General features: G+C 72.4%; 17 protein-coding genes. 6 read left to right on the top strand and 11 right to left on the bottom strand.

What is annotated here, in order from left to right:
* Positions 1 to 48: 48 nt before the first annotated feature.
* The 4 genes from galT to FGW37_RS12960 all read left to right on the top strand — a co-directional run bounded on the left by galT (position 49) and on the right by FGW37_RS12960 (position 4,387).
* Complete coding sequence (gene galT, locus FGW37_RS12975) at positions 49 to 1,125, top strand: galactose-1-phosphate uridylyltransferase (protein ID WP_179081213.1); 1,077 nt, start codon at positions 49 to 51, stop codon at positions 1,123 to 1,125.
* Positions 1,122 to 2,096 carry a UDP-glucose 4-epimerase GalE gene (gene galE, locus FGW37_RS12970; protein WP_179081212.1) on the top strand — a complete coding sequence of 325 codons (975 nt, stop codon included), beginning with the start codon at positions 1,122 to 1,124 and terminating at the stop codon, positions 2,094 to 2,096. Before galT ends, galE begins: the two co-directional genes overlap by 4 nt.
* Positions 2,093 to 3,283: a galactokinase gene (galK, locus tag FGW37_RS12965; RefSeq protein ID WP_179081211.1), complete on the top strand. Its 1,191-nt coding sequence runs from the start codon at positions 2,093 to 2,095 to the stop codon at positions 3,281 to 3,283. Before galE ends, galK begins: the two co-directional genes overlap by 4 nt.
* 306 nt (positions 3,284 to 3,589) lie before the next feature.
* Positions 3,590 to 4,387, top strand: coding sequence for a response regulator transcription factor (locus tag FGW37_RS12960; protein ID WP_218650580.1), 798 nt, complete (start codon positions 3,590 to 3,592; stop codon positions 4,385 to 4,387).
* Here the strand turns inward: FGW37_RS12960 and FGW37_RS12955 are convergent.
* Entirely contained in the window at positions 4,346 to 4,843 is a 498-nt protein-coding gene (locus tag FGW37_RS12955) for a MarR family winged helix-turn-helix transcriptional regulator (RefSeq protein WP_179081209.1), read from the bottom strand. The two genes, FGW37_RS12960 and FGW37_RS12955, sit on opposite strands and share 42 nt — an antisense overlap.
* 73 nt (positions 4,844 to 4,916) lie before the next feature.
* Between FGW37_RS12955 and FGW37_RS12950 the strand changes: the two genes are divergently transcribed.
* Complete coding sequence (locus tag FGW37_RS12950; RefSeq protein ID WP_179081208.1) at positions 4,917 to 5,717, top strand: trans-aconitate 2-methyltransferase; 801 nt, start codon at positions 4,917 to 4,919, stop codon at positions 5,715 to 5,717.
* A 445-nt stretch (positions 5,718 to 6,162) separates the two neighbouring features.
* On the opposite strand, the gene FGW37_RS12945 is transcribed toward FGW37_RS12950, so the two are convergent.
* Together FGW37_RS12945 and FGW37_RS12940 are read right to left on the bottom strand one after the other, a co-directional pair.
* Positions 6,163 to 6,855: a TetR/AcrR family transcriptional regulator gene (locus tag FGW37_RS12945; protein ID WP_058046643.1), complete on the bottom strand. Its 693-nt coding sequence runs from the start codon at positions 6,853 to 6,855 to the stop codon at positions 6,163 to 6,165.
* Entirely contained in the window at positions 6,852 to 7,832 is a 981-nt protein-coding gene (locus FGW37_RS12940; RefSeq protein ID WP_179081207.1) for an acyl-CoA desaturase, read from the bottom strand. The genes FGW37_RS12945 and FGW37_RS12940 overlap by 4 nt, the downstream gene beginning before the upstream one ends.
* 194 nt (positions 7,833 to 8,026) lie before the next feature.
* Here FGW37_RS12940 and ppc point away from each other — a divergent pair, with 194 nt between their 5' ends.
* Positions 8,027 to 10,762 carry a phosphoenolpyruvate carboxylase gene (gene ppc, locus FGW37_RS12935; protein WP_179081206.1) on the top strand — a complete coding sequence of 912 codons (2,736 nt, stop codon included), beginning with the start codon at positions 8,027 to 8,029 and terminating at the stop codon, positions 10,760 to 10,762.
* A gap of 113 nt (positions 10,763 to 10,875) precedes the next feature.
* Here ppc and FGW37_RS12930 read toward each other — a convergent pair whose 3' ends face one another.
* From FGW37_RS12930 to glmU, 8 genes are all read right to left on the bottom strand, one after another.
* A complete protein-coding gene (locus FGW37_RS12930) occupies positions 10,876 to 11,586 on the bottom strand; it encodes a class I SAM-dependent DNA methyltransferase (RefSeq protein ID WP_246430375.1) in 711 nt (236 codons plus the stop codon).
* A 101-nt stretch (positions 11,587 to 11,687) separates the two neighbouring features.
* Entirely contained in the window at positions 11,688 to 13,361 is a 1,674-nt protein-coding gene (locus tag FGW37_RS12925) for an MDR family MFS transporter (protein WP_179081205.1), read from the bottom strand.
* A gap of 83 nt (positions 13,362 to 13,444) precedes the next feature.
* The gene (locus FGW37_RS12920; RefSeq protein ID WP_179081204.1) at positions 13,445 to 14,608 is read right to left on the bottom strand and encodes a glycosyltransferase; all 1,164 of its coding nucleotides are present in this window, start codon (positions 14,606 to 14,608) and stop codon (positions 13,445 to 13,447) included.
* A 95-nt stretch (positions 14,609 to 14,703) separates the two neighbouring features.
* Positions 14,704 to 15,192, bottom strand: coding sequence for a hypothetical protein (locus FGW37_RS12915; RefSeq protein WP_179081203.1), 489 nt, complete (start codon positions 15,190 to 15,192; stop codon positions 14,704 to 14,706).
* A gap of 257 nt (positions 15,193 to 15,449) precedes the next feature.
* On the bottom strand, positions 15,450 to 16,040 hold the full coding sequence (gene pth / locus FGW37_RS12910) for an aminoacyl-tRNA hydrolase (RefSeq protein ID WP_179081202.1): 591 nt from the start codon (positions 16,038 to 16,040) through the stop codon (positions 15,450 to 15,452).
* Between the two features lie 99 nt (positions 16,041 to 16,139).
* Positions 16,140 to 16,715 carry a 50S ribosomal protein L25/general stress protein Ctc gene (locus FGW37_RS12905; protein WP_179081201.1) on the bottom strand — a complete coding sequence of 192 codons (576 nt, stop codon included), beginning with the start codon at positions 16,713 to 16,715 and terminating at the stop codon, positions 16,140 to 16,142.
* Positions 16,716 to 16,922: 207 nt separating this feature from the next.
* Positions 16,923 to 17,897 carry a ribose-phosphate diphosphokinase gene (locus tag FGW37_RS12900; protein WP_030365148.1) on the bottom strand — a complete coding sequence of 325 codons (975 nt, stop codon included), beginning with the start codon at positions 17,895 to 17,897 and terminating at the stop codon, positions 16,923 to 16,925.
* Positions 17,898 to 17,970: 73 nt separating this feature from the next.
* Positions 17,971 to 19,425 carry a bifunctional UDP-N-acetylglucosamine diphosphorylase/glucosamine-1-phosphate N-acetyltransferase GlmU gene (glmU, locus tag FGW37_RS12895; protein ID WP_179081200.1) on the bottom strand — a complete coding sequence of 485 codons (1,455 nt, stop codon included), beginning with the start codon at positions 19,423 to 19,425 and terminating at the stop codon, positions 17,971 to 17,973.
* Positions 19,426 to 19,435 lie beyond the last annotated feature (10 nt).

Raw genomic sequence — 19,435 nt, 5'->3', positions numbered from 1 at the left:
CCCAGTTACGGGAAGGGGCGGGGTGGGGAGAAGAAACCCGTGAGCCCCGTGAGGAAGACGGCAACCAAGCTCGCCGACGGCCGTGAGCTGATCTACTACGACGCCGGCGGCGGCGTCTTACGCGACGCCCCCGACCCCCGCCCCCTTCCCCCCGTCACCACCACCGTCACCGAAGTCCGCCACGACCACATCCTCGGCGACGACGTCGTCATCGCCTCCCACCGCCAGACCCGCACCTTCCTCCCACCCACGGAAGCGTGCCCCCTGTGCCCCTCAAGTCCCGGGCGCCCCACGGAAATCCCCGCAGCCGACTACGAAGTCGCTGTCTTCGAGAACCGCTTCCCGTCGCTCGCGGGTACCGCAGGCCGGTGCGAAGTCGTCTGCTTCACCCCCGACCACCACACCTCCTTCGCCGGCCTCACCGACGCCCGCGCGGCCCTCGTCCTCGCCGTCTGGACCGACCGCACCGCCGAGCTGGCCGCGCTCCCCGCCGTGCGGCAGGTGTTCTGCTTCGAGAACCGCGGCGAGGAGATCGGCGTCACCCTCGGCCACCCGCACGGCCAGATCTACGCGTACCCGTTCGTCACGCCGCGCACGGAGCGCATGCTCGTCTCCGCCGCCGCCCACGCGGCCCGCACGGGCGGCGGCAACCTCTTCGACGACGTCGTGGCCGCCGAGCACGAGGAGGGCCGCCGCATCGTCCTCGCCACGGACCACTGGACGGCCTTCGTCCCGTACGCCGCCCACTGGCCCTACGAGGTGCACCTGTACCCCCGCCGCCGCGTGCCCGACCTGCTCGCGCTCGGCGACGCGGCGCGCACCGAGTTCCCACAGGTCTACCTGGAACTGTTGCGCCGGTTCGACCGGATCTTCGACGGGCGGGAAGGCGGGGACGGGCACGGCACGGACGGGCCGCCCACCCCGTACGTCTCCGCCTGGCACCAGGCGCCGTTCCAGGACCCCCGCAGGAGTGAATTCGCGCTCCACCTCGAGCTCTTCACCGTCCGCCGGGCTCCCGGCAAGCTGAAGTTCCTCGCCGGTTCCGAATCCGGCATGAACGTGTTCATCAACGATGTGCCGCCCGAGACCGCGGCGGAGCGACTGCGAGAGGTAGCGAGCCAATGAGCGAGAGCAGCAGGAAGTGCCTGGTCACGGGCGGCGCGGGCTACGTCGGCAGCGTCGTGGCGGCGCATCTGCTGGCCGCCGGGCACACCGTGACCGTCCTCGACGACCTCTCGACCGGGCACCGGGCCGCCGTCCCCGACGGCGCCGCCTTCGTCGAGGGCCGCGTGCAGGACGCGGGCCGGTGGCTCGACAGCTCCTACGACGCCGTGCTGCACTTCGCGGCGTTCTCGCAGGTCGGCCAGTCCGTGGCCGACCCCGAACCGTACTGGCGCAACAACGTCGGCGGCACCGCGGACCTGCTGGCCGCCATGCGCGACGCCGGCGTGCGCACCCTGGTCTTCTCCTCCACCGCCGCCACCTACGGCGAACCGGCCGGCGTCCCCGTCACCGAGGACGCGCCCACCGCCCCCACCAACCCCTACGGCGCCACCAAGCTCGCCGTGGACCACATGATCGGCGGCGAGTGCGCCGCCCACGGCCTGGCCGCCGTCTCCCTGCGCTACTTCAACGTGGCGGGCGCCTACGGGCCCTACGGCGAGCGGCACGCCCCCGAGACGCACCTCATCCCGCTCGTCCTGCAGGTGGCCCGGGGCGAGCGCGAGGCCGTCGCGGTCTACGGCGACGACTACCCGACCCCGGACGGCACCTGCATCCGCGACTACATCCATGTCGCCGACCTCGCCGAGGCCCACCTGCTCGCCCTCGCCGCCGCCCGCGACGGCGAGCACCTCATCTGCAACCTGGGCAACGGCAACGGCTTCTCCGTCCACGAGGTGATCGAGACCGTCCGCAAGGTCACCGGGCACCCCGTCCCGCAGATCGCCGCCCCGCGCCGCGCGGGGGACCCGGCCGTCCTCGTGGCCTCCGCCGAGCGCGCCCGCGAGACCCTCGGCTGGACCCCGAGCCGCCCGGACCTGGCCGCAATCGTCGCCGACGCCTGGGAGTTCGCGCGCCGCGGGCCCGAGCAGTGAACAGCGCGGCCGAAGGCTTCGAACGTGCCTACGGGTACGCCCCCGGGGGCGTCTGGGCCGCGCCCGGCCGGGTCAACCTCATCGGCGAGTACACCGATGTCAACGAGGGCCACGTCCTGCCGATCGCCCTCCCGCAGTGCACCCGCGTCGCCGCGGCGGCCCGTACGGACGGCGTGCTGCGGCTGCGCTCGCGCGAGGCGGCGGGCACGGCCGAGCTGTCCCTCGCGGCGCTCGCCCCCGGCCGCGTGGAGGGCTGGGCCGCCTATCCGGCGGGCGTCGCCTGGGCGCTGCGCGAGGCGGGCCTGCCGGTGGGCGGCGCCGACGTGTACGTCGAGAGCGACGTGCCGGCGGGCGCGGGCCTGTCATCCTCCGCCGCCCTGGAGGTCGCCACGGCCCTGGCGCTCACCGAGCTGCACGGCGCCGCCTGCGACCGCCCCGCCCTCGCCCGGCTCGCGCAGCGCGCCGAGAACGCCTTCGTGGGCGTCCCCTGCGGCCTCATGGACCAGGCGGCGTCCGCCTGCTGCATCGCCGGCCACGCCCTGCACCTGGACACCCGCGACCTGGCGCTGCGCCAGGTGCCCTTCGACCTGGCCGCGCACGGGCTGCGGCTGCTCGTCGTCGACACCCGCGTCCGGCACGCCCTGGCCGACGGTGCGTACGCGGCGCGGCGCGCGGGCTGCGCGGCGGGGGCCCGGGCGCTGGGCGTGCGGGCGCTGCGGGACGTGCCGTACGGGGAGCTGGACGCGGCGCTGGGCGGGCTCGCCGATGCGGGCGTGCGGCGGCTCGTGCGGCACGTGGTGACCGAGGGGGAGCGCGTCCGGCGGGTCGTGGAGCTCCTCAGCGCGGGCGCGCCGCGCGCGGCCGGGCCCCTGCTGACCGCCGGGCACGCCTCCCTGCGCGACGACTTCGCGGTCTCCTGCCCGGAGCTGGATCTGGCCGTCGCGGTCGCGAACGAAGCGGGCGCGCTCGGGGCACGGATGACCGGCGCGGGGTTCGGCGGCTCGGCGCTGGTGCTCGTGGAGGAGACGGCGGCGCAGGCGGTCGGCTTAGCCGTCACGGCCGCCTTCGCAGCGGCCGGGCACCGTCCGCCGAAGGTCTTCGCAGCGGTGGCGGGCGGCGGTGCGCGGCGGGTGTACCGAGGTGGGGAGCGGGCGGGAGCGACGGGAGCGCCGCGGACCCCTCCCTGATCGTGCAGTCGGGCATGGTCAACTTCGCGTCGTTCCATGTCGTTCACTGCCTCAATACTGAACAGAAAGCTCACCATAAACAGGCGGGTCGAGCAGTTTTGCCAATCGGCTTACGTTGTGGGGCCCCCGCCGTACGCTGATGCACAGCGTCGGTGGGGGCCGACGCTGATCAGGGGGCGAGACAGGCAGGTACGACGCCCGGGGCGGGGTGTAAGTCATCAGTGCGGCGGCGGCCGTGCGGCGTGTGGCGGCCCCGGACCGGGCGCCGTACCCGCACTGGCCGCCGCCCGGAATATGGGGGTGGCAGTGGCACGTATTCGGGTACTGGTGGTCGATGACCACCGCATCTTCGCCGAGTCGCTCGCCGCCGCCCTCGCGGCCGAGCAGGACGTGGAGGTCTCCGCGGCCGGCAGCGGGCCGGCGGCGCTGCGCGCGCTGGAGCGGGCGGCAGCGGAGGGGCGCCGCTTCGACGTGCTCCTCATCGACGCCGATCTCGGCACGGTCGCGCAGGACGGCGGCGTGTCCGGGCAGCTCAGGGCCCCGGCCCACGGCTCCGTGCACGAGGGCGGCGGGCCGGGGGAGGGCGCGGTCGACGGCATCTCCCTCGTGGCCGGAGTCCGCAGTGCGCACCCCGCGGTGCGCACGGTGGTGCTCGCCGAGCGCGACGACCCCAGAAGGGCCGCGGCGGCCCTGCAGGCGGGCGCCGGCGGCTGGGTGGCCAAGGACTGCTCGCTGTCGCGGCTGCTGGCCGTCATCCGCGGCGTCCTGCGCGACGAGACGCATCTGCCGCCCGCCCTGCTGACGGGCGTGCTGCGGGAGCTCACGGCCGCCCGTAAACACCGCACGGAGAGCGAGCGGCTGGTGGAGTCCCTCACGCCGCGCGAGCGCGAAGTGCTGCGGTGCATGGTGGCCGGGCTCGGCCGCAAGGCCGTCGCCGAGCGGCTCTATCTCTCCCCGCACACCGTCCGCACTCACATGCAGAACGTCCTGGGCAAGCTCGGCGTGCACTCCACGCTCGCGGCGGTCGCGCTGGCGCGGCGGGCCGGGGTGGGGCCCGTGGACCTAACCGGGAGTGTTGTCGAACGGGGCGGTCAGCTGGCGTAGCAGATCGGCCAGCTCACGGCGCTGGGTGCGGGACAGCTCGGCGAGGATGGCGCGCTCCTGATCCAGGAGCCCGGCCAGCGCCTCGTCGGCGCGGTCCCGGCCCTCGTCGGTGAGGCGCACGAGCACGCCGCGCCGGTCGCTCGGGTCGGGCTCGCGCCGGACCAGGCCCTTCTTCGCGAGCCGGTCGATCCGGTTGGTCATCGTGCCGGAGGTGACCAGCGTCTGGGTGAGCAGCTGGCCGGGCGAGAGCTGGTACGGGGCCCCGGCGCGGCGCAGCGCCGTCAGGACGTCGAACTCCCAGGGCTCGAGCTCGTGCTCGGCGAAGGCCAGGCGGCGGGCCCGGTCGAGGTGACGGGCGAGCCTGCTCACGCGACTGAGCACCTCGAGTGGCTCCACGTCGAGGTCAGGGCGCTCGCGGCGCCATGCTGAAACCAGCCGATCGACCTCGTCCTCCATGCTGATCAGTGTAGAGGGTCTGTCGACATGAAGTCTCTTGACGTCAAGATATCGTGAGCGTGATGCTGGAGGCATGACGACGACCGCTGCCACGCCCGTCTGGGACCCGGAGCAGTACCTGCGTCACTCCGGCCCGCGGACCCGGCCCTTCCACGACCTTCTGGCCCGCGTCCCGCTCCGCGATCCCGCGCGGATCGTGGACCTCGGCTGCGGCCCGGGCAACGTCACGGCCCTGCTCGCCGAGCGGTGGCCGGGGGCGCGGATCACGGGGCTGGACAACTCGGAGGCGATGCTGCGGGCGGCACGGGCCGCGGTGCCGGGTGTGGCCTTCGCCCACGCGGACCTGAGGGAGTGGGCACCGTCGCGGGAAACGTACGACCTGATCGTCTCCAGCGCCACGTTCCAGTGGGTGCGGGGGCACGCGGAGTCCTTCCCGGCCTGGGTGGCGGGGCTCGCCCCCGGCGGGGTCTTCGCCTTCACGGTGCCGGGGAACTTCGACGCCCCGAGTCATGTGCTCCTGCGCGAGCTCTGCGAGAGCGCGGCCTGGCGGGGCCGGCTGGGCGGACTCTGCCGGCCCGGGTACGTGCTCACGCCCGCGGAGTACCTGGAACGGCTCGCCGGGCTGGGGGTGACGGTGGACGCCTGGGAGACGACGTACGTCCACGCGCTCCCCGGAGAGGACGCGGTCCTGGACTGGACGAAGGGCACGACCCTGAGGCCGGTCCTGACGGCCCTGGCGGACGACGCGGAGGCGACGGGACGCTTCCTCTCGGAATACGGCACGCTCCTCGCCGACGCGTACCCGTGCGGCCCCCACGGCACGCTCTTCCCATTCCGACGCGTATTCGCCGTGGCCCGCCGAACCCTGCGCTGAAGGGGCTCGCCCGTTCATTCCCCGCCGCGACGGCGGTCAGCCCCCGCCGGCCTGCTCGGTGAAGGGGCTCGCCCCTTCAAATCCGCCGCGACGGCGATCAGCCACCGCCGACCTGTCCGGCGGTGCCGGGCCCACCTGAGCCCGTACGGCACCGCCGGGCTCCACCGTTGTGGTTGATCGCCGCGGCGGCGGATTCAAGGATGCGTGCGCATCCTTGACCTGCGCGAACCTGCGCGGTGGGCGCGGAGGTGAAGGGGTTCGCCCCTTCAGTCCGCCGCGTCGGTGATCAGCTGCTGCGGACGTGTCCGGCGGTGCCGGGCCCACCTGGGCCCGTATCGGCACCGCCGGGCTCCACCGTTGTGGTTGATCGCCGCGGCGGCGGATTCAAGGGGGCGAGCCCCCTTGAACCTCGGGCCGACGGGGGCGCCGCCCCCGTTTCGCGGTCTCAGGCGCGCCTGTGGCCAACAAGGCGCGGCTTCGGCTCCAGGCCGTCCAACCCGTGCCAGGCCAGATTCACCAGGTGCGCCGCCACCTCCGCCTTCTTCGGCTTGCGGACGTCCAGCCACCACTGGCCCGTGAGGGCGACCATGCCGACGAGGGCCTGGGCGTACAGGGGGGCCAGTTTCGCGTCGAAGCCGCGGGCCTTGAACTCCAGGCCGAGGATGTCCTCGACCTGGGTGGCGATGTCGCTGATCAGGGAGGCGAAGGTGCCGGTGGACTGGGCCACCGGCGAATCGCGGACGAGGATGCGGAAGCCGTCCGTGTACGTCTCGATGTAGTCGAGGAGGGCGAACGCGGCCTGTTCCAGCAGCTCCCGCGGGTGGCCCGCGGTGAGGGCGCCCGTGACCATGTCCAGCAGCTGCCGCATCTCGCGGTCGACGACCACCGCGTACAGCCCCTCCTTGCCGCCGAAGTGCTCGTAGACGACGGGCTTGGAGACCCCGGCCTTGGCCGCGATCTCCTCGACGGACGTGCCCTCGAAGCCCCGCTCGGCGAAGAGTGTGCGACCGATGTCCAGCAGCTGCTCGCGGCGCTCCGCGCCGGTCATCCGCACCCGCCGGGTGCGCCGGGTCCCCGCAGCCTGGGCCCGGTCCTTGTTACTGGTGGTATTGCTGTCGATCGCCACGCTGTCAATCATGCCGCCTGAGCGGCACTCTCCTTTCGCCGGGATTCCAAGCGGTCCGCCTTCGGCCACCGCACGTCGTACGCCCAGCCTGCCTGCTCGAACCAGCGGATGAGGCGGGCGCTGGAATCCAGCTGCCCCTTCAGCACGCCGTGCCGGGCGGAGGTCGGGTCCGCGTGGTGCAGGTTGTGCCAGGACTCACCACAGGAGAGGATCGCCAGCCACCACACGTTGCCCGAGCGGTCGCGGGATTTGAACGGCCGCTTGCCCACGGCGTGGCAGATGGAGTTGATGGACCACGTCACATGGTGCAGCAGGGCCACCCGTACCAGTGAACCCCAGAAGAACGCCGTCACGGCACCCTGCCAGGACCAGGTGGCCAGGCCGCCGACGAGCGGCGGGATCAGCAGGGACACCGACGTCCACAGCACGAACTGGCGGGAGATCGCCCGGATGTCGGGATCCTTGATCAGGTCGGGGGCGTACTTGTGCTGGGGGGTCTGCTCCTCGTCGAACATCCAGCCGACGTGGGCCCACCAGAGCCCCTTCATCAGGGCCGGCACCGTCTCGCCGAAGCGCCAGGGGGAGTGCGGGTCGCCCTCGGCGTCGGAGAAGCGGTGGTGCCTGCGGTGATCGGCGACCCAGCGGACCAGGGGGCCCTCCACGGCCATCGACCCCATGATCGCCAGGGCGATCCGCAGCGGCCGCTTGGCCTTGAACGAGCCGTGCGTGAAATAGCGGTGGAAGCCGATGGTGATGCCGTGGCAGCCGATGAAGTACATCGCCACCATCAGGCCCAGGTCGAGCCAGCTCACTCCCCAGCCCCAGGCCAGCGGGACCGCCGCGACGAGGGCGAGGAACGGCACGGTGATGAACAGCAGCAGGGCCATCTGCTCGACGGAACGCTTGCTGTCGCCACCGAGTGTGGCGGAGGGGAGCTGGGCTTCCTGGGCCTTCGGCGCGTCTTCGATCACGTCGGGGCTTGCAGTCATGGGTTCCCTCATGGGGGTCGGGGCATGGCTACGGTTCCGTAACCTACGGCTTCGTAAGTATGGCAGGGCCGGGGCGCGGAGCAAGAGGGCTGTGGATAACCGCGCGTCGGAGGGCGACCTATGCTGGTGGGCGTCGGACAGCGCGGTCCGCAACCCCTCCAGACGTGCCGGAAACTCTGCAAGGAGCAGCACCTGTGAGCAGTGCCGACAACACCAACGCCGCCCTGCGCGCCGACATCCGCCGCCTCGGCGATCTCCTCGGTGAGACCCTGGTCCGCCAGGAGGGTGAAGAGCTCCTCGACCTGGTGGAGCGGGTCCGCGCCCTGACCCGTACCGACGGGGAGGCCGCCGCCGAGCTGCTCGGCGCCACCGACCTGGAGACCGCGGCCAAGCTCGTCCGGGCCTTCTCGACCTACTTCCACCTGGCGAACGTCACCGAGCAGGTGCACCGCGGGCGCGAGCTGGCCGCCAAGCGGGCCGCCGAGGGCTCGATCCTCGCCCGCACCGCGGACCAGCTGAAGGAAGCCGACCCCGAGCACGTCCGGGAGGCCGTCGATCACCTCGGCGTGCGTCCCGTCTTCACCGCCCACCCCACCGAGGCCGCCCGCCGCAGCGTCCTCAACAAGCTCCGCCGCATCGCCGAGCTCCTCGACACCCTGGACTCCCGCTCCGCGGGCGCCACCGGCGACCGTCGCCGCACCGACCTGCGCCTGGCCGAGAACATCGACCTGCTCTGGCAGACCGACGAGCTGCGCGTGGCCCGCCCCGAGCCCACGGACGAGGCCCGCAACGCGATCTACTACCTGGACGAGCTGCACGCCGACGCCGTCGGCGACGTCCTGGAGGACCTGGCCGCCGAGCTGGACCGGGTGGGCGTCGCGCTGCCCGCCACCACCCGCCCGCTGACCTTCGGCACCTGGATCGGCGGCGACCGCGACGGCAACCCCAACGTCACCCCCCAGGTCACCTGGGACGTGCTGATCCTGCAGCACGAGCACGGCATCACCGACGCCCTGGAGCTCGTCGACCTCCTGCGCGGCGCCCTGTCGAACTCCATCCGCAACAGCGGCGCCACCGAGGAGCTCCTCGCCTCCCTCCAGCGCGACCTCGAACTGCTGCCGGAGATCAGCCCCCGCTACAAGCGCCTCAACGCCGAGGAGCCCTACCGGCTCAAGGCGACGTGCATCCGCCAGAAGCTCGTCAACACCCGCGAGCGCCTGGCCCGCAACATCCCGCACGAGGAGGGCCGCGACTACCTCGGCACCACCGAGCTCCTCGCCGACCTGCAGATCATCCAGGACTCTTTGCGCGCCCACCGCGGCCGCCTGATCGCCGACGGCCGCCTGGAGCGCGCCCTGCGCACCCTGGCCGCCTTCGGCCTGCACCTGGCCACCATGGACGTCCGCGAGCACGCCGACGCCCACCACCACGCCCTCGGCCAGCTCTTCGACCGCCTCGGCGAGGAGTCCTGGCGCTACGCGGACATGCCGCGCGACTACCGCCGCAAGCTCCTCGCCAAGGAGCTGCGCTCGCGCCGCCCGCTGGCCCCCAGCCCCGCGCCCCTCGACGCGGCCGGCGCCAAGACCCTCGGCGTCTTCGGCACCATCAGCGAGGCGCTGGAGAAGTTCGGCCCCGAGGTCGTCGAGTCGTACATCATCTCCATGTGCCAGGGCGCCGACGACGTCTTCGCCGCCGCCGTCCTCGCCCGCGAGGCCGGTCTGATCGACCTGCACGCCGGCTGGGCGAAGATCGGCATCGTGCCGCTCCTGGAGACCACGGACGAGCTCAAGGAAGCCGACCGCATCCTCGACGACATGCTCGCCGACCCCTCCTACCGGCGCCTGGTCGCCCTCCGCGGGGACGTCCAGGAGGTCATGCTCGGCTACTCCGACTCCTCCAAGTTCGGCGGCATCACCACCTCCCAGTGGGAGATCCACCGCGCCCAGCGCCGCCTGCGCGACGTCGCCCACCGCTACGGCGTCCGCCTGCGCCTCTTCCACGGCCGCGGCGGCACCGTCGGCCGCGGCGGCGGCCCCACCCACGACGCGATCCTCGCCCAGCCCTGGGGCACCCTGGAGGGCGAGATCAAGGTGACCGAGCAGGGCGAGGTCATCTCCGACAAGTACCTCCTGCCGGCCCTCGCCCGGGAGAACCTGGAGCTGACGGTCGCCGCGACCCTGCAGGCCTCCGCCCTGCACACCGCGCCCCGCCAGTCCGACGAGGCCCTCGCCCGCTGGGACGCGGCCATGGACACCGTCTCCGACGCCGCCCACGCCGCCTACCGCCGCCTCGTCGAGGACCCGGACCTGCCGGCGTACTTCTTCGCCTCCACCCCCGTCGACCAGCTCGCCGAGCTCCACCTCGGCTCGCGCCCCTCGCGCCGCCCCGACTCCGGCGCGGGCCTGGACGGCCTGCGGGCCATCCCGTGGGTCTTCGGCTGGACCCAGTCCCGGCAGATCGTGCCCGGCTGGTTCGGCGTCGGCTCCGGCCTCAAGGCCGCCCGCGAGGCCGGCCTGGACACCGTCCTGGACGAGATGCACGAGCACTGGCACTTCTTCCAGAACTTCCTGTCCAACGTCGAGATGACGCTCGCCAAGACCGACCTGCGCATCGCGCAGCACTACGTCGACACCCTCGTGCCCGACGAGCTCAAGCACGTCTTCGACGCCATCAAGGCCGAGCACGAGCTCACCGTCCAGGAGGTCCTGCGCATCACCGGCGAGGCCGAGCTGCTCGACGCGAGCCCCGTCCTGCGCCAGACCTTCCACATCCGCGACGCCTACCTGGACCCGATCTCCTACCTCCAGGTCACGCTGCTGCACCGCCAGCGCCGGGCCGCCGAGCGCGGCGAGCCCGCCGATCCGCTGCTGGCGCGTGCGCTCCTGCTCACCGTCAACGGCGTGGCCGCGGGTCTGCGCAACACCGGCTGACCGCGGACGGGAGAGCTGACCGCGGACGGGAGAACAGCGGAGCGGGGCGCCCCTTCATGCCGGAAGGGGCGCCCCGCCGCCGTACGGGCCGGTTGCGCGGGACGGGCGGCGGCTCAGCCGCGCACGCCCACGAAGAAGCCCGGCCCCGTCCCCTCGGACTTCGCGTACTCCGCCTTCACTCCGGCCCGGGAGAAGGCCTCCTCGTACTGCTCGCGGGTGAACAGCGTCAGCATGTCGACTTCGCTGCGGTGCTCCACGCCGCCGGCGTCCGCCAGGACGTAGTGGAGCTCCATGCGCACCATGTCGCCCTGCCGGGTGGAGTGCGAGACGCGGGTGATGGTGCGGCCGTCGCGAGTGAGTGCGTGGCCGGCCACGTACCCCTCCAGGAACGACTCCGGGAACCACCACGGCTCCACCAGGACGACACCGCCGGGTGCCACCGCGGCCGCCAGTGTCGCGACGGCCCGGTCCAGGTCCGCGGCCGAGCGCATGTACGCGATCGAGCTGAACATGCAGACGGCGGCGTCGAAGCTGCGCTCCGGGCGGAACGACCGCATGTCCCCGACGTGCAGCGGAACGCCCGGCAGGCGCCGCGCCGCCATCGCCAGCATCGGCTCCGCCAGGTCCACGCCCTCCACGTGCGCGAACAGCTCCGAGAACGCCTGCAGATGGATGCCCGTGCCGCAGGCCACGTCCAGCAGCGCCGCGGCGTCCGGCCGGTGCGCCCGGATCAGCCGGGCCACCTGGCCGGCCTCCGACCGGTAGTCCTTCTTGTCCTCGTACAGCAGGTCGTACATCTCCGCGGCGCGGTCATTCTCGTACACGAGGTCCTCCCCCCGGCTTCACGACAACGGCGCCCGGCATACTGCCCGCAGCAGCTCGCGGCGGACTCGACTCCCGGTCGCGCCGCCCACCGCCCGCCGCCCTACCGGGCCGCCGCCGCGGCGCCCTCGCCGTCCTTCGCCTGCTTCTCCCGCTTCTCCTTCAGCAGGAAGGCCACGAAGAACGCCACCAGCATCACGCAGCCCGCCGTGATGTAGACCGTGTTCACCGCGCCGGCCAGCCCCTCCAGCACCGGGCGGGCCAGCCGCTCGTCGGCGTTCTCCAGCCAGGACGAGTCGTCCAGGTCGATGCCCCGGCCGCCGTGCTGCGCGGCCTCCAGCACCTGGGCGTTGGCGGGGTCGGCGAGCACCTGCGGATCGCTCTGCGCCGCGCGGAACCCGGCGTCCCCGGCCGCCCGGCGGAAGGCGTCGGAGACCTGGCCGCCCACCACCGAGAACATGATCGACAGGAAGATCGCCACGCCCGCCGTGCCACCGATCTCCCGGAAGAACATGTACGCGGCGCTGGCCACGCCCATCTCCTCCTTGCGGGCGCCGTTCTGCAGCGCGATCAGCGTCACCGGGAAGCAGATGCCGATCCCCAGGCCCATCACCGCCGTCATCAGCACCAGCACCCACACCGGGGTGTCCGGCCCGACGAAGCCGAACATGAACAGCGCCGCCGTCACCAGGAACAGGCCCAGCAGCAGGAACGCCTTGAACCGCCCGCTGCGGTTGATCACCGGCCCGAGGGTGCGGCTCGCGATGATCGTGCCCGCGGTCTGCGGCAGCAGCATCAGCGACGCGGCCGTCGGCGACAGCCCCTTGACCATCTGCAGGTACAGGGGCAGGAAGATCAGCGAACCGAAGACGCCCAGGCCCACGATGATGTTCACCGCATTGATCACCGAGAAGGTCCGGGTGCGGAACAGCCGGACCGGGATGATCGCCGCGTCCCCCATCCGCGACTCCACCCGTACGAACATCACCAGCCCGATCAGCCCCAGCGCGAACATCGCCAGCGACAGCGGCGAGCCCCAGCCCCACGCGCGGCCCTGCTCCGCGACCACCAGCAGCGGCACCAGGCACAGCGCCAGCGCGAACGCGCCCCAGTAGTCGACCTTCTGGACGGTGCGCACCCGCGGCATCGTGAACTTCGTCGTCACGACGATCAGCGCCAGCACGCCGATCGGCAGGTTCACCAGGAACACCCACCGCCAGCCGGCGATGCTCGCTATCTCACCCATGCCGGCGAAGAAGCCGCCCAGCAGCGGGCCCGTCACGCCCGCCAGGCCGAACACCATCGAGAAGTAGCCCTGGTAGCGGCTGCGCCGCTCGGGCGTCATCATGTCGCCCATCATCGCGAACGCCATGGTCATCACGCCGCCCGCGCCGATGCCCTGGATCGCCCGGAACGCGGCCAGCTGCCACATCGACTGCGCCATGCCGCACAGCAGCGACCCCGCCAGGAAGACGACGATCGACATCACGTAGATCCGCTTGCGCCCGTAGATGTCGGAGAACTTCCCGAGCAGCGGCGTCGTGATCGTCGACGTCACCAGATAGGCCGTGGTCGCCCACGCCTGGATCGTCTGGCCGTGCAGCTCGTCGGCGATCGTCCGCATCGCCGAGGCGATGATCATCAGGTCGAGCGCGCCCAGGAACAGCCCCAGCATCAGCCCGACCAGCACGGTCATGATGGCTTTGTGCGTGAGCCCGTCCCCCTCACCCTCCTCGCCCTGGGAGCTCGCGGCGGCCGGCTGCGCGGTATTCGTCATGGCCTCACACCTGCTGTGTAGTCGGTCGATGCTGATGAAGCGTCGGTGTCGCGCTCATCCTGGAACCCCAAGCCGACTTGAGGTCAAGGGCGGGACGGCGGCCCGCCGGGCACGGGGCGCGCCCCGGCCGCGAGCCGTTCCAGCCGCCCGACGACCTCCGGCGGCGCCGGCATCGCCAGCACCTCCTCGCGCAGCCGCCCCGCGGCCCGCCGGTACGCCGGGTCGCCGAGCACCTCGCCGATCGCGGCCGCGATGGTCTCCGCGCCGTCGTCCTCGGCACGGATCAGCTTCGCCGCGCCCAGCTCCTCCAGCCGGGCGGGGTACTCCAGGCCCTTGATGTGGGTGAGCAGGATCTGCGGCACGCCGTGGGCCAGGCCCGTGAGCGTCGTGCTGCCGCCCGCGTGATGCACCATCACGTCGCAGGACGACCCGGCCACGTCGAGGGGGATCCAGCCCGCGTGCGCCCCCGCCGGCAGCGGCCGCAGCTTGCCGGCCACCCCTTCCGGCGCCGCGATCAGCAGGTCGGCGTCCAGCGGGGCGACCTCGCGCACCAGGCCCTGGAGGATGTCGAAGTCCTGCTCGGGCGTCACCCGGCTGCCCGCGCTCACCAGGATGCGCGGCCGGCCGTCGCGCCGGTGCATCCACGGCTCGACGGTGCGCTGGGAGGTGTACGGGACGTGGCGCACCGGCAGCGCCGGCGGGGCGTGCGCGGGGCGTATGGACGGCGGGCAGGAGGAGAGCGTGAGGGCCGGGGCGGGCAGCGCGGTCAGGCCCGCCTGCTCCAGTTCGCCGCCGAGCTCGATCGTCGCGGCCAGCGTCACGAGCAGCGGCTCGCCCATCTCGGTGCGGAAGTGGACGTAAGGCACGCGCGCGTACTGCGCGACGAGCGGCGCCGCGTACGCCAGCGCCCCGCCCACCACCAGGTCCGGGCGCCAGCCGTCCACCAGCTCGCGGAGCCCGCCCAGGCAGTCCGCGGCGAAGCGGCCGAACATCCGGCCGATCGAGATCACGGAGTCCTGGCCCGTCTCGGAGACCGGCTCGGTGTTGCCCAGCGGGGGGATACGGAAGTCGGTCACGGCCTTGGGGGTGACCGCGACGGCGGGCAGCCCGGCGTCCAGGATGAGCGGGACGACGGGCTCGCAGCCGGTCATGAAGACCTCATGACCGGCGTTACGGGCCGCCTGTGCGAGCGGGACGAGGGGAAAGAGCGTCCCCGCCCCGTTGCCGCCCACAAACAGAATCTTCATGGCCCCGACTGTCGCGTGCGGGTGTCGAGCCGCGCTCGACGACGCCTCGACGGGGCCGGTGCGGACGTCATCCGTCGTCCGTCGTCCGTCGTCCGTCAGCCCAGCCGGGCGAGGGCCGCGACGAACGCCTCCGGCGTGTCCGCGCTCAGATCGGGGCGCGGCAGGGCGTACAGGCCCAGCCCCTCCAGCTGCGGCGTCAGCTCGGCGGCGGCCGCGAGGGCGACGGCCAGTGGCTCGCCCGGGCCGGCGGTGAGCTGCACGTAGGGCACCTTCGCGTGCGCTGCGACCAGCGGGCCGGCGAACGCGGAGGGCACTCCGGCCACCGCGTCGGGCCGCCGGCGGTCCGCGAGAGCGGGCAGGCCCGCCAGGCACCACGCCGCGAGCCGCCCCAGGCAGCGGCCGCGCAGCACCAGGCGCTCGTGCGGGTCCTCGGGCACGGGGAAGGGGTTGCCCCCGGTGTCCACGAGCGCCTCGGCCGTCGTCCGCGCCGTCACGGCCTCCGTGGCGATCCCGGCCCCGGCGGCCGCCTCCGCCGCCCCGCCCAGGTCCGCGGCCCCGGCGAGGACGACTTCGTGCCCTGCCACGAGGGCGGCTCGCGCCGCAGCAACGAGCGGAAGAACTGCATCCGGCGTGCCTCCGGCTACGAAAAGAATCCTCATGACGGGCATTCTCACGAGCCGTCATGGAGCGGGACTCGACGCGCCGTCGAGCCGGGGCCGGGGCCCGCGCCCGTAGTCCCGCGCCCGCGCTGCGCCCGCGCCGTGCCCGCGCCGTGCCCGCGCTGCGCCCGCGCCGTGCCCGAGGCCGTAGCCCGCGGCCGAGCCGCGCCCGCGCCTCGGGCTCAGATGTTGTACGTGTTCTGCGCCCGCTCCAGGCCGTCCACGATCAGCGACTCCACGGCGTCCGCGGCCCGGTCCACCTGGTAGTCGAGTTCCTTGCGCTCGGTGGACGAGAAGTCCTTGAGGACGAAGTCCGCCACCTGCATCCGGCCGGGCGGCCGGCCGATGCCGAACCGGACGCGGCAGTAGTCCGGGCCCAGGGCCTTGGTGATCGACTTCAGGCCGTTGTGGCCGTTGTCGCCGCCGCCGAGCTTCAGCCGCAGCGTCCCGTAGTCGATGTCCAGCTCGTCGTGGACGGCGATCACCCGGTCGGCGGGCACCTTGTAGAAGTCGCGCAGCGCGGCCGTCGGCCCGCCGGACAGATTCATGAACGACATGGGCTTCGCGACCACGACCCGGCGGCTGGAGAGCCCGGGCGCGCCGAGCCGGCCCTCGACCACCTGCGCCCGCGCCTTGTGCGCCTTGAACTTCGCGCCCATGCGCTCCGCGAGCAGGTCCGCGACCATGAACCCCACGTTGTGGCGGTTGCCCGCGTACTCCGGCCCGGGGTTGCCCAGGCCCACGATCAGCCAGGGGCTGGAGTCGTCCGTCATCTGCATGTCTCCTTCATAGCCAACCGCTCAAAGCCGACCGCCGCCCCACTCCGGTGGAGCGGGACGGCGGTCGAAAAGAAAAGCCGGGAGGGGCGAGGATCAGGCCTCGGAGCCCTCGGCCTCGGCCGGGGCCTCGGTCGAACCGGCGACGACGTGCAGGACGACGGCGTCGGCGTCGACGGCCAGGGTGACACCGGCCGGCAGGACGACGTCCTTGGCCAGGACGGAGGCGCCGGCCTCCAGGCCCGCGATGGAGACGGTGACGGCCTCGGGGATGTGGGTGGCCTCGGCCTCGACCGGCAGGGCGGTCAGGGTGTGCTCGAGCAGGTTGCCGCCGGGGGCCAGGTCGCCCTCGGTCTGCACCGGGATCTCGACGGTGACGGTCTCGCCGCGCTTGACGACCAGCAGGTCGACGTGCTCGAGGAAGCCCTTGAGGGCGTCACGCTGGACGGCCTTGGGGATGACGAGCTCGTCGCGGCCCTCGATGTCCAGGGAGAGCAGGACGTTCGGGGTCTTCAGAGCCATCATCAGGTCGTGGCCCGGCAGGGTGACGTGGACCGGCTCGCCGCCGTGGCCGTAGATGACGCCGGGAACCTGGTTGGCGCGGCGGATGCGACGGGCGGCGCCCTTGCCGAACTCGGCACGGACCTGGGCGGGAATCTTGATCTCAGCCATGGTGCACTCCTCGTGAGCTGTCGAACGATGGACCGTTACCCGGCCTCATACGGACCTGCTACGAAGAGCGCGTCGATAACGGACCGCCGCACATGAGTGCGGCCTCCCTCGCCGAGCAACTCGTGGAGTGTACCCGGCGGGGGAGGCCGCCAAGAAATCGATCAGAGAGTGATCGTTTTTGCGCCCGGAGGGGCTTACCGCTGAGGCTTACTGCTCCTCGAAGAGGCTCGTGACCGAGCCGTCCTCGAAGACCTCGCGCACGGCGCGCGCGATCGTCGGGGCGATCGACAGCACCGTGATCTTGTCGAGCTCCAGCTCACCCGGGGTCGGCAGGGTGTTGGTGAAGACGAACTCGCTCACCTTGGAGTTCTTCAGGCGGTCCGCGGCGGGACCGGAGAGCACACCGTGCGTGGCCGTCACGATGACGTCCTCGGCACCGTTGGCGAACAGGGCGTCCGCGGCGGCGCAGATCGTGCCACCGGTGTCGATCATGTCGTCGACCAGGACGCAGACGCGGCCCTTCACGTCACCGACGACCTCGTGCACCGTCACCTGGTTGGCGACATCCTTGTCACGGCGCTTGTGGACGATGGCGAGCGGGGCGCCGAGGCGGTCGCACCAGCGGTCGGCGACGCGCACGCGGCCGGCGTCCGGGGAGACGACCGTCAGCTTCTCGCGGTCGACCTTGGCGCCCACGTAGTCGGCGAGGATCGGCAGCGCGAACAGGTGGTCGACCGGGCCGTCGAAGAAGCCCTGGATCTGGTCCGTGTGCAGGTCGACCGTGAGGATCCGGTCCGCACCCGCCGTCTTGAACAGATCGGCGATCAGGCGGGCCGAGATCGGCTCACGGCCGCGGTGCTTCTTGTCCTGGCGGGCGTAGCCGTAGAACGGCACGACCACGGTGATGGAGCGGGCCGACGCGCGCTTCAGCGCGTCGAGCATGATCAGCTGCTCCATGACCCACTTGTTGATGGGGGCCGTGTGGCTCTGCATCAGGAAGCAGTCCGCGCCGCGGGCCGACTCCTGGAAGCGGACGTAGATCTCGCCGTTGGCGAAGTCGAATGCCTTGGTCGGGACCAGGCCGACGCCCAGCTGGTGCGCGACCTCCTCGGCAAGCTCGGGGTGGGCGCGGCCGGAGAAGAGCATCAGCTTCTTCTCGCCGGTCGTCTTGATCCCGGTCACAGCACAGTCTCCTTGGATGTCGCTTTGTGTGCGCTTATCACGGTACGCCCCGCACGGCGCCCCCGTGTCACGGTCACTGCTCGCCGTCGGTCTCCCGGCGAGCGGCGGAAGCGGCCTGTGCGGCAGCGCTTCCCGGGCGCTTACGTGCCACCCAGCCCTCGATATTCCGCTGCTGTCCACGTGCGACGGCCAGCGAACCCGGGGGCACATCCTTGGTGATGACCGAGCCGGCGGCGGTGTACGCGCCGTCCCCGATCGTGACCGGAGCCACAAACATGTTGTCGGATCCGGTGCGGCAGTGCGAGCCGATCGTCGTGTGGTGCTTGTTCACACCGTCGTAGTTCACGAAGACGCTCGCCGCGCCGATGTTGGAGTACTCGCCGATCGTCGCGTCACCGACGTACGACAGGTGCGGCACCTTGGTGCCCTCGCCGATCTCGGCGTTCTTCATCTCGACGTACGCGCCGGCCTTCGACTTCGCCCCGAGCTTCGTCCCCGGGCGCAGGTAGGCGAACGGGCCGACGGTCGCGCCCTCGCCGATCAGCGCCGAGTCCGCGACGGTGTTGTCGACGCGGGCGCCGGCGCCGACGGCGGTGTCCGCCAGGCGCGTGTTCGGCCCGACCTCGCTGCCGGTGGCCAGGCTGGTGGCGCCGGTCAGCTGGGTGCCGGGGTGGACGAGCACGTCGGGCTCGAAGGTGACGGTGACGTCGATCCAGGTCGACGCCGGGTCCACGACCGTCACGCCGCTCATCATCGCCGCGTGCAGCAGCCGCTCGTTGAGCAGTCTGCGGGCCTCGGCGAGCTGGACGCGGTTGTTGATCCCCAGGATCTCCCGGTGATCGCCGGCGACCGCGGCGCCGACGCGGTGCCCGGCCTCGCGCAGGATGCCCAGGACGTCGGTCAGGTACTCCTCGCCCTGGCTGTTGTCCGTGCGCACCTTGCCGAGCGCGTCCGTCAGCAGCTGGGCGTCGAACGCGAACACCCCGGAGTTGATCTCCCGGATCGCGCGCTGCGCCGCCGTGGCGTCCTTGTGCTCGACGATCGCGGTCACGGCGCCGCTGTCGTCACGGACGATCCGCCCGTAGCCCGTCGCGTCGGGGACCTCGGCGGACAGCACGGTGACGGCGTTGCCGTCGGCGGCGTGGGTGTCGCTGAGGGTCTTGAGGGTGGCGCCGGTCAGCAGCGGGGTGTCGCCGCAGACGACGACCACGGTCCCGTCGAGGGCGATCCCGCTGTTCGACAGCTCCTCGAGGCCCATGCGCACGGCGTGGCCGGTGCCGTTCTGCTCGTACTGGACGGCGGTGCGGACCTCGGGGTCGATCTGTGCGAGGTGTGCGGAGACCTGCTCGCGTGCGTGCCCGACGATCACGACGAGGTGCTCGGGGTCCAGCTCGCGGGAGGCGGCGACGACGTGGCCGACGAGGGAACGTCCGCAGATGGCGTGCAGGACCTTGGGGGTCGCCGACTTCATGCGGGTGCCCTCACCCGCTGCGAGAACGACGACGGCTGCCGGGCGGTTGGCGCTCACGGGTGTGCCC

The organism is Streptomyces rectiverticillatus, from assembly GCF_013394065.1.
Lineage (GTDB): Bacteria > Actinomycetota > Actinomycetes > Streptomycetales > Streptomycetaceae > Streptomyces > Streptomyces rectiverticillatus.
This window is presented reverse-complemented; position numbering and strand designations above follow the sequence as displayed.

What these genes read in the sequence shown, in the direction of transcription:
- galE (WP_179081212.1), top strand. Translation starts at nt 1,122, where the DNA reads ATGAGCGAGAGCAGCAGGAAGTGCCTGGTCACGGGCGGCGCGGGCTAC.
- FGW37_RS12955 (WP_179081209.1), bottom strand. Translation starts at nt 4,843, where the DNA reads ATGGAGGACGAGGTCGATCGGCTGGTTTCAGCATGGCGCCGCGAGCGC.
- FGW37_RS12950 (WP_179081208.1), top strand. Translation starts at nt 4,917, where the DNA reads ATGACGACGACCGCTGCCACGCCCGTCTGGGACCCGGAGCAGTACCTG.
- FGW37_RS12945 (WP_058046643.1), bottom strand. Translation starts at nt 6,855, where the DNA reads ATGATTGACAGCGTGGCGATCGACAGCAATACCACCAGTAACAAGGAC.
- FGW37_RS12940 (WP_179081207.1), bottom strand. Translation starts at nt 7,832, where the DNA reads ATGACTGCAAGCCCCGACGTGATCGAAGACGCGCCGAAGGCCCAGGAA.
- FGW37_RS12925 (WP_179081205.1), bottom strand. Translation starts at nt 13,361, where the DNA reads ATGACGAATACCGCGCAGCCGGCCGCCGCGAGCTCCCAGGGCGAGGAG.
- FGW37_RS12920 (WP_179081204.1), bottom strand. Translation starts at nt 14,608, where the DNA reads ATGAAGATTCTGTTTGTGGGCGGCAACGGGGCGGGGACGCTCTTTCCC.
- pth (WP_179081202.1), bottom strand. Translation starts at nt 16,040, where the DNA reads ATGACGGACGACTCCAGCCCCTGGCTGATCGTGGGCCTGGGCAACCCC.
- FGW37_RS12905 (WP_179081201.1), bottom strand. Translation starts at nt 16,715, where the DNA reads ATGGCTGAGATCAAGATTCCCGCCCAGGTCCGTGCCGAGTTCGGCAAG.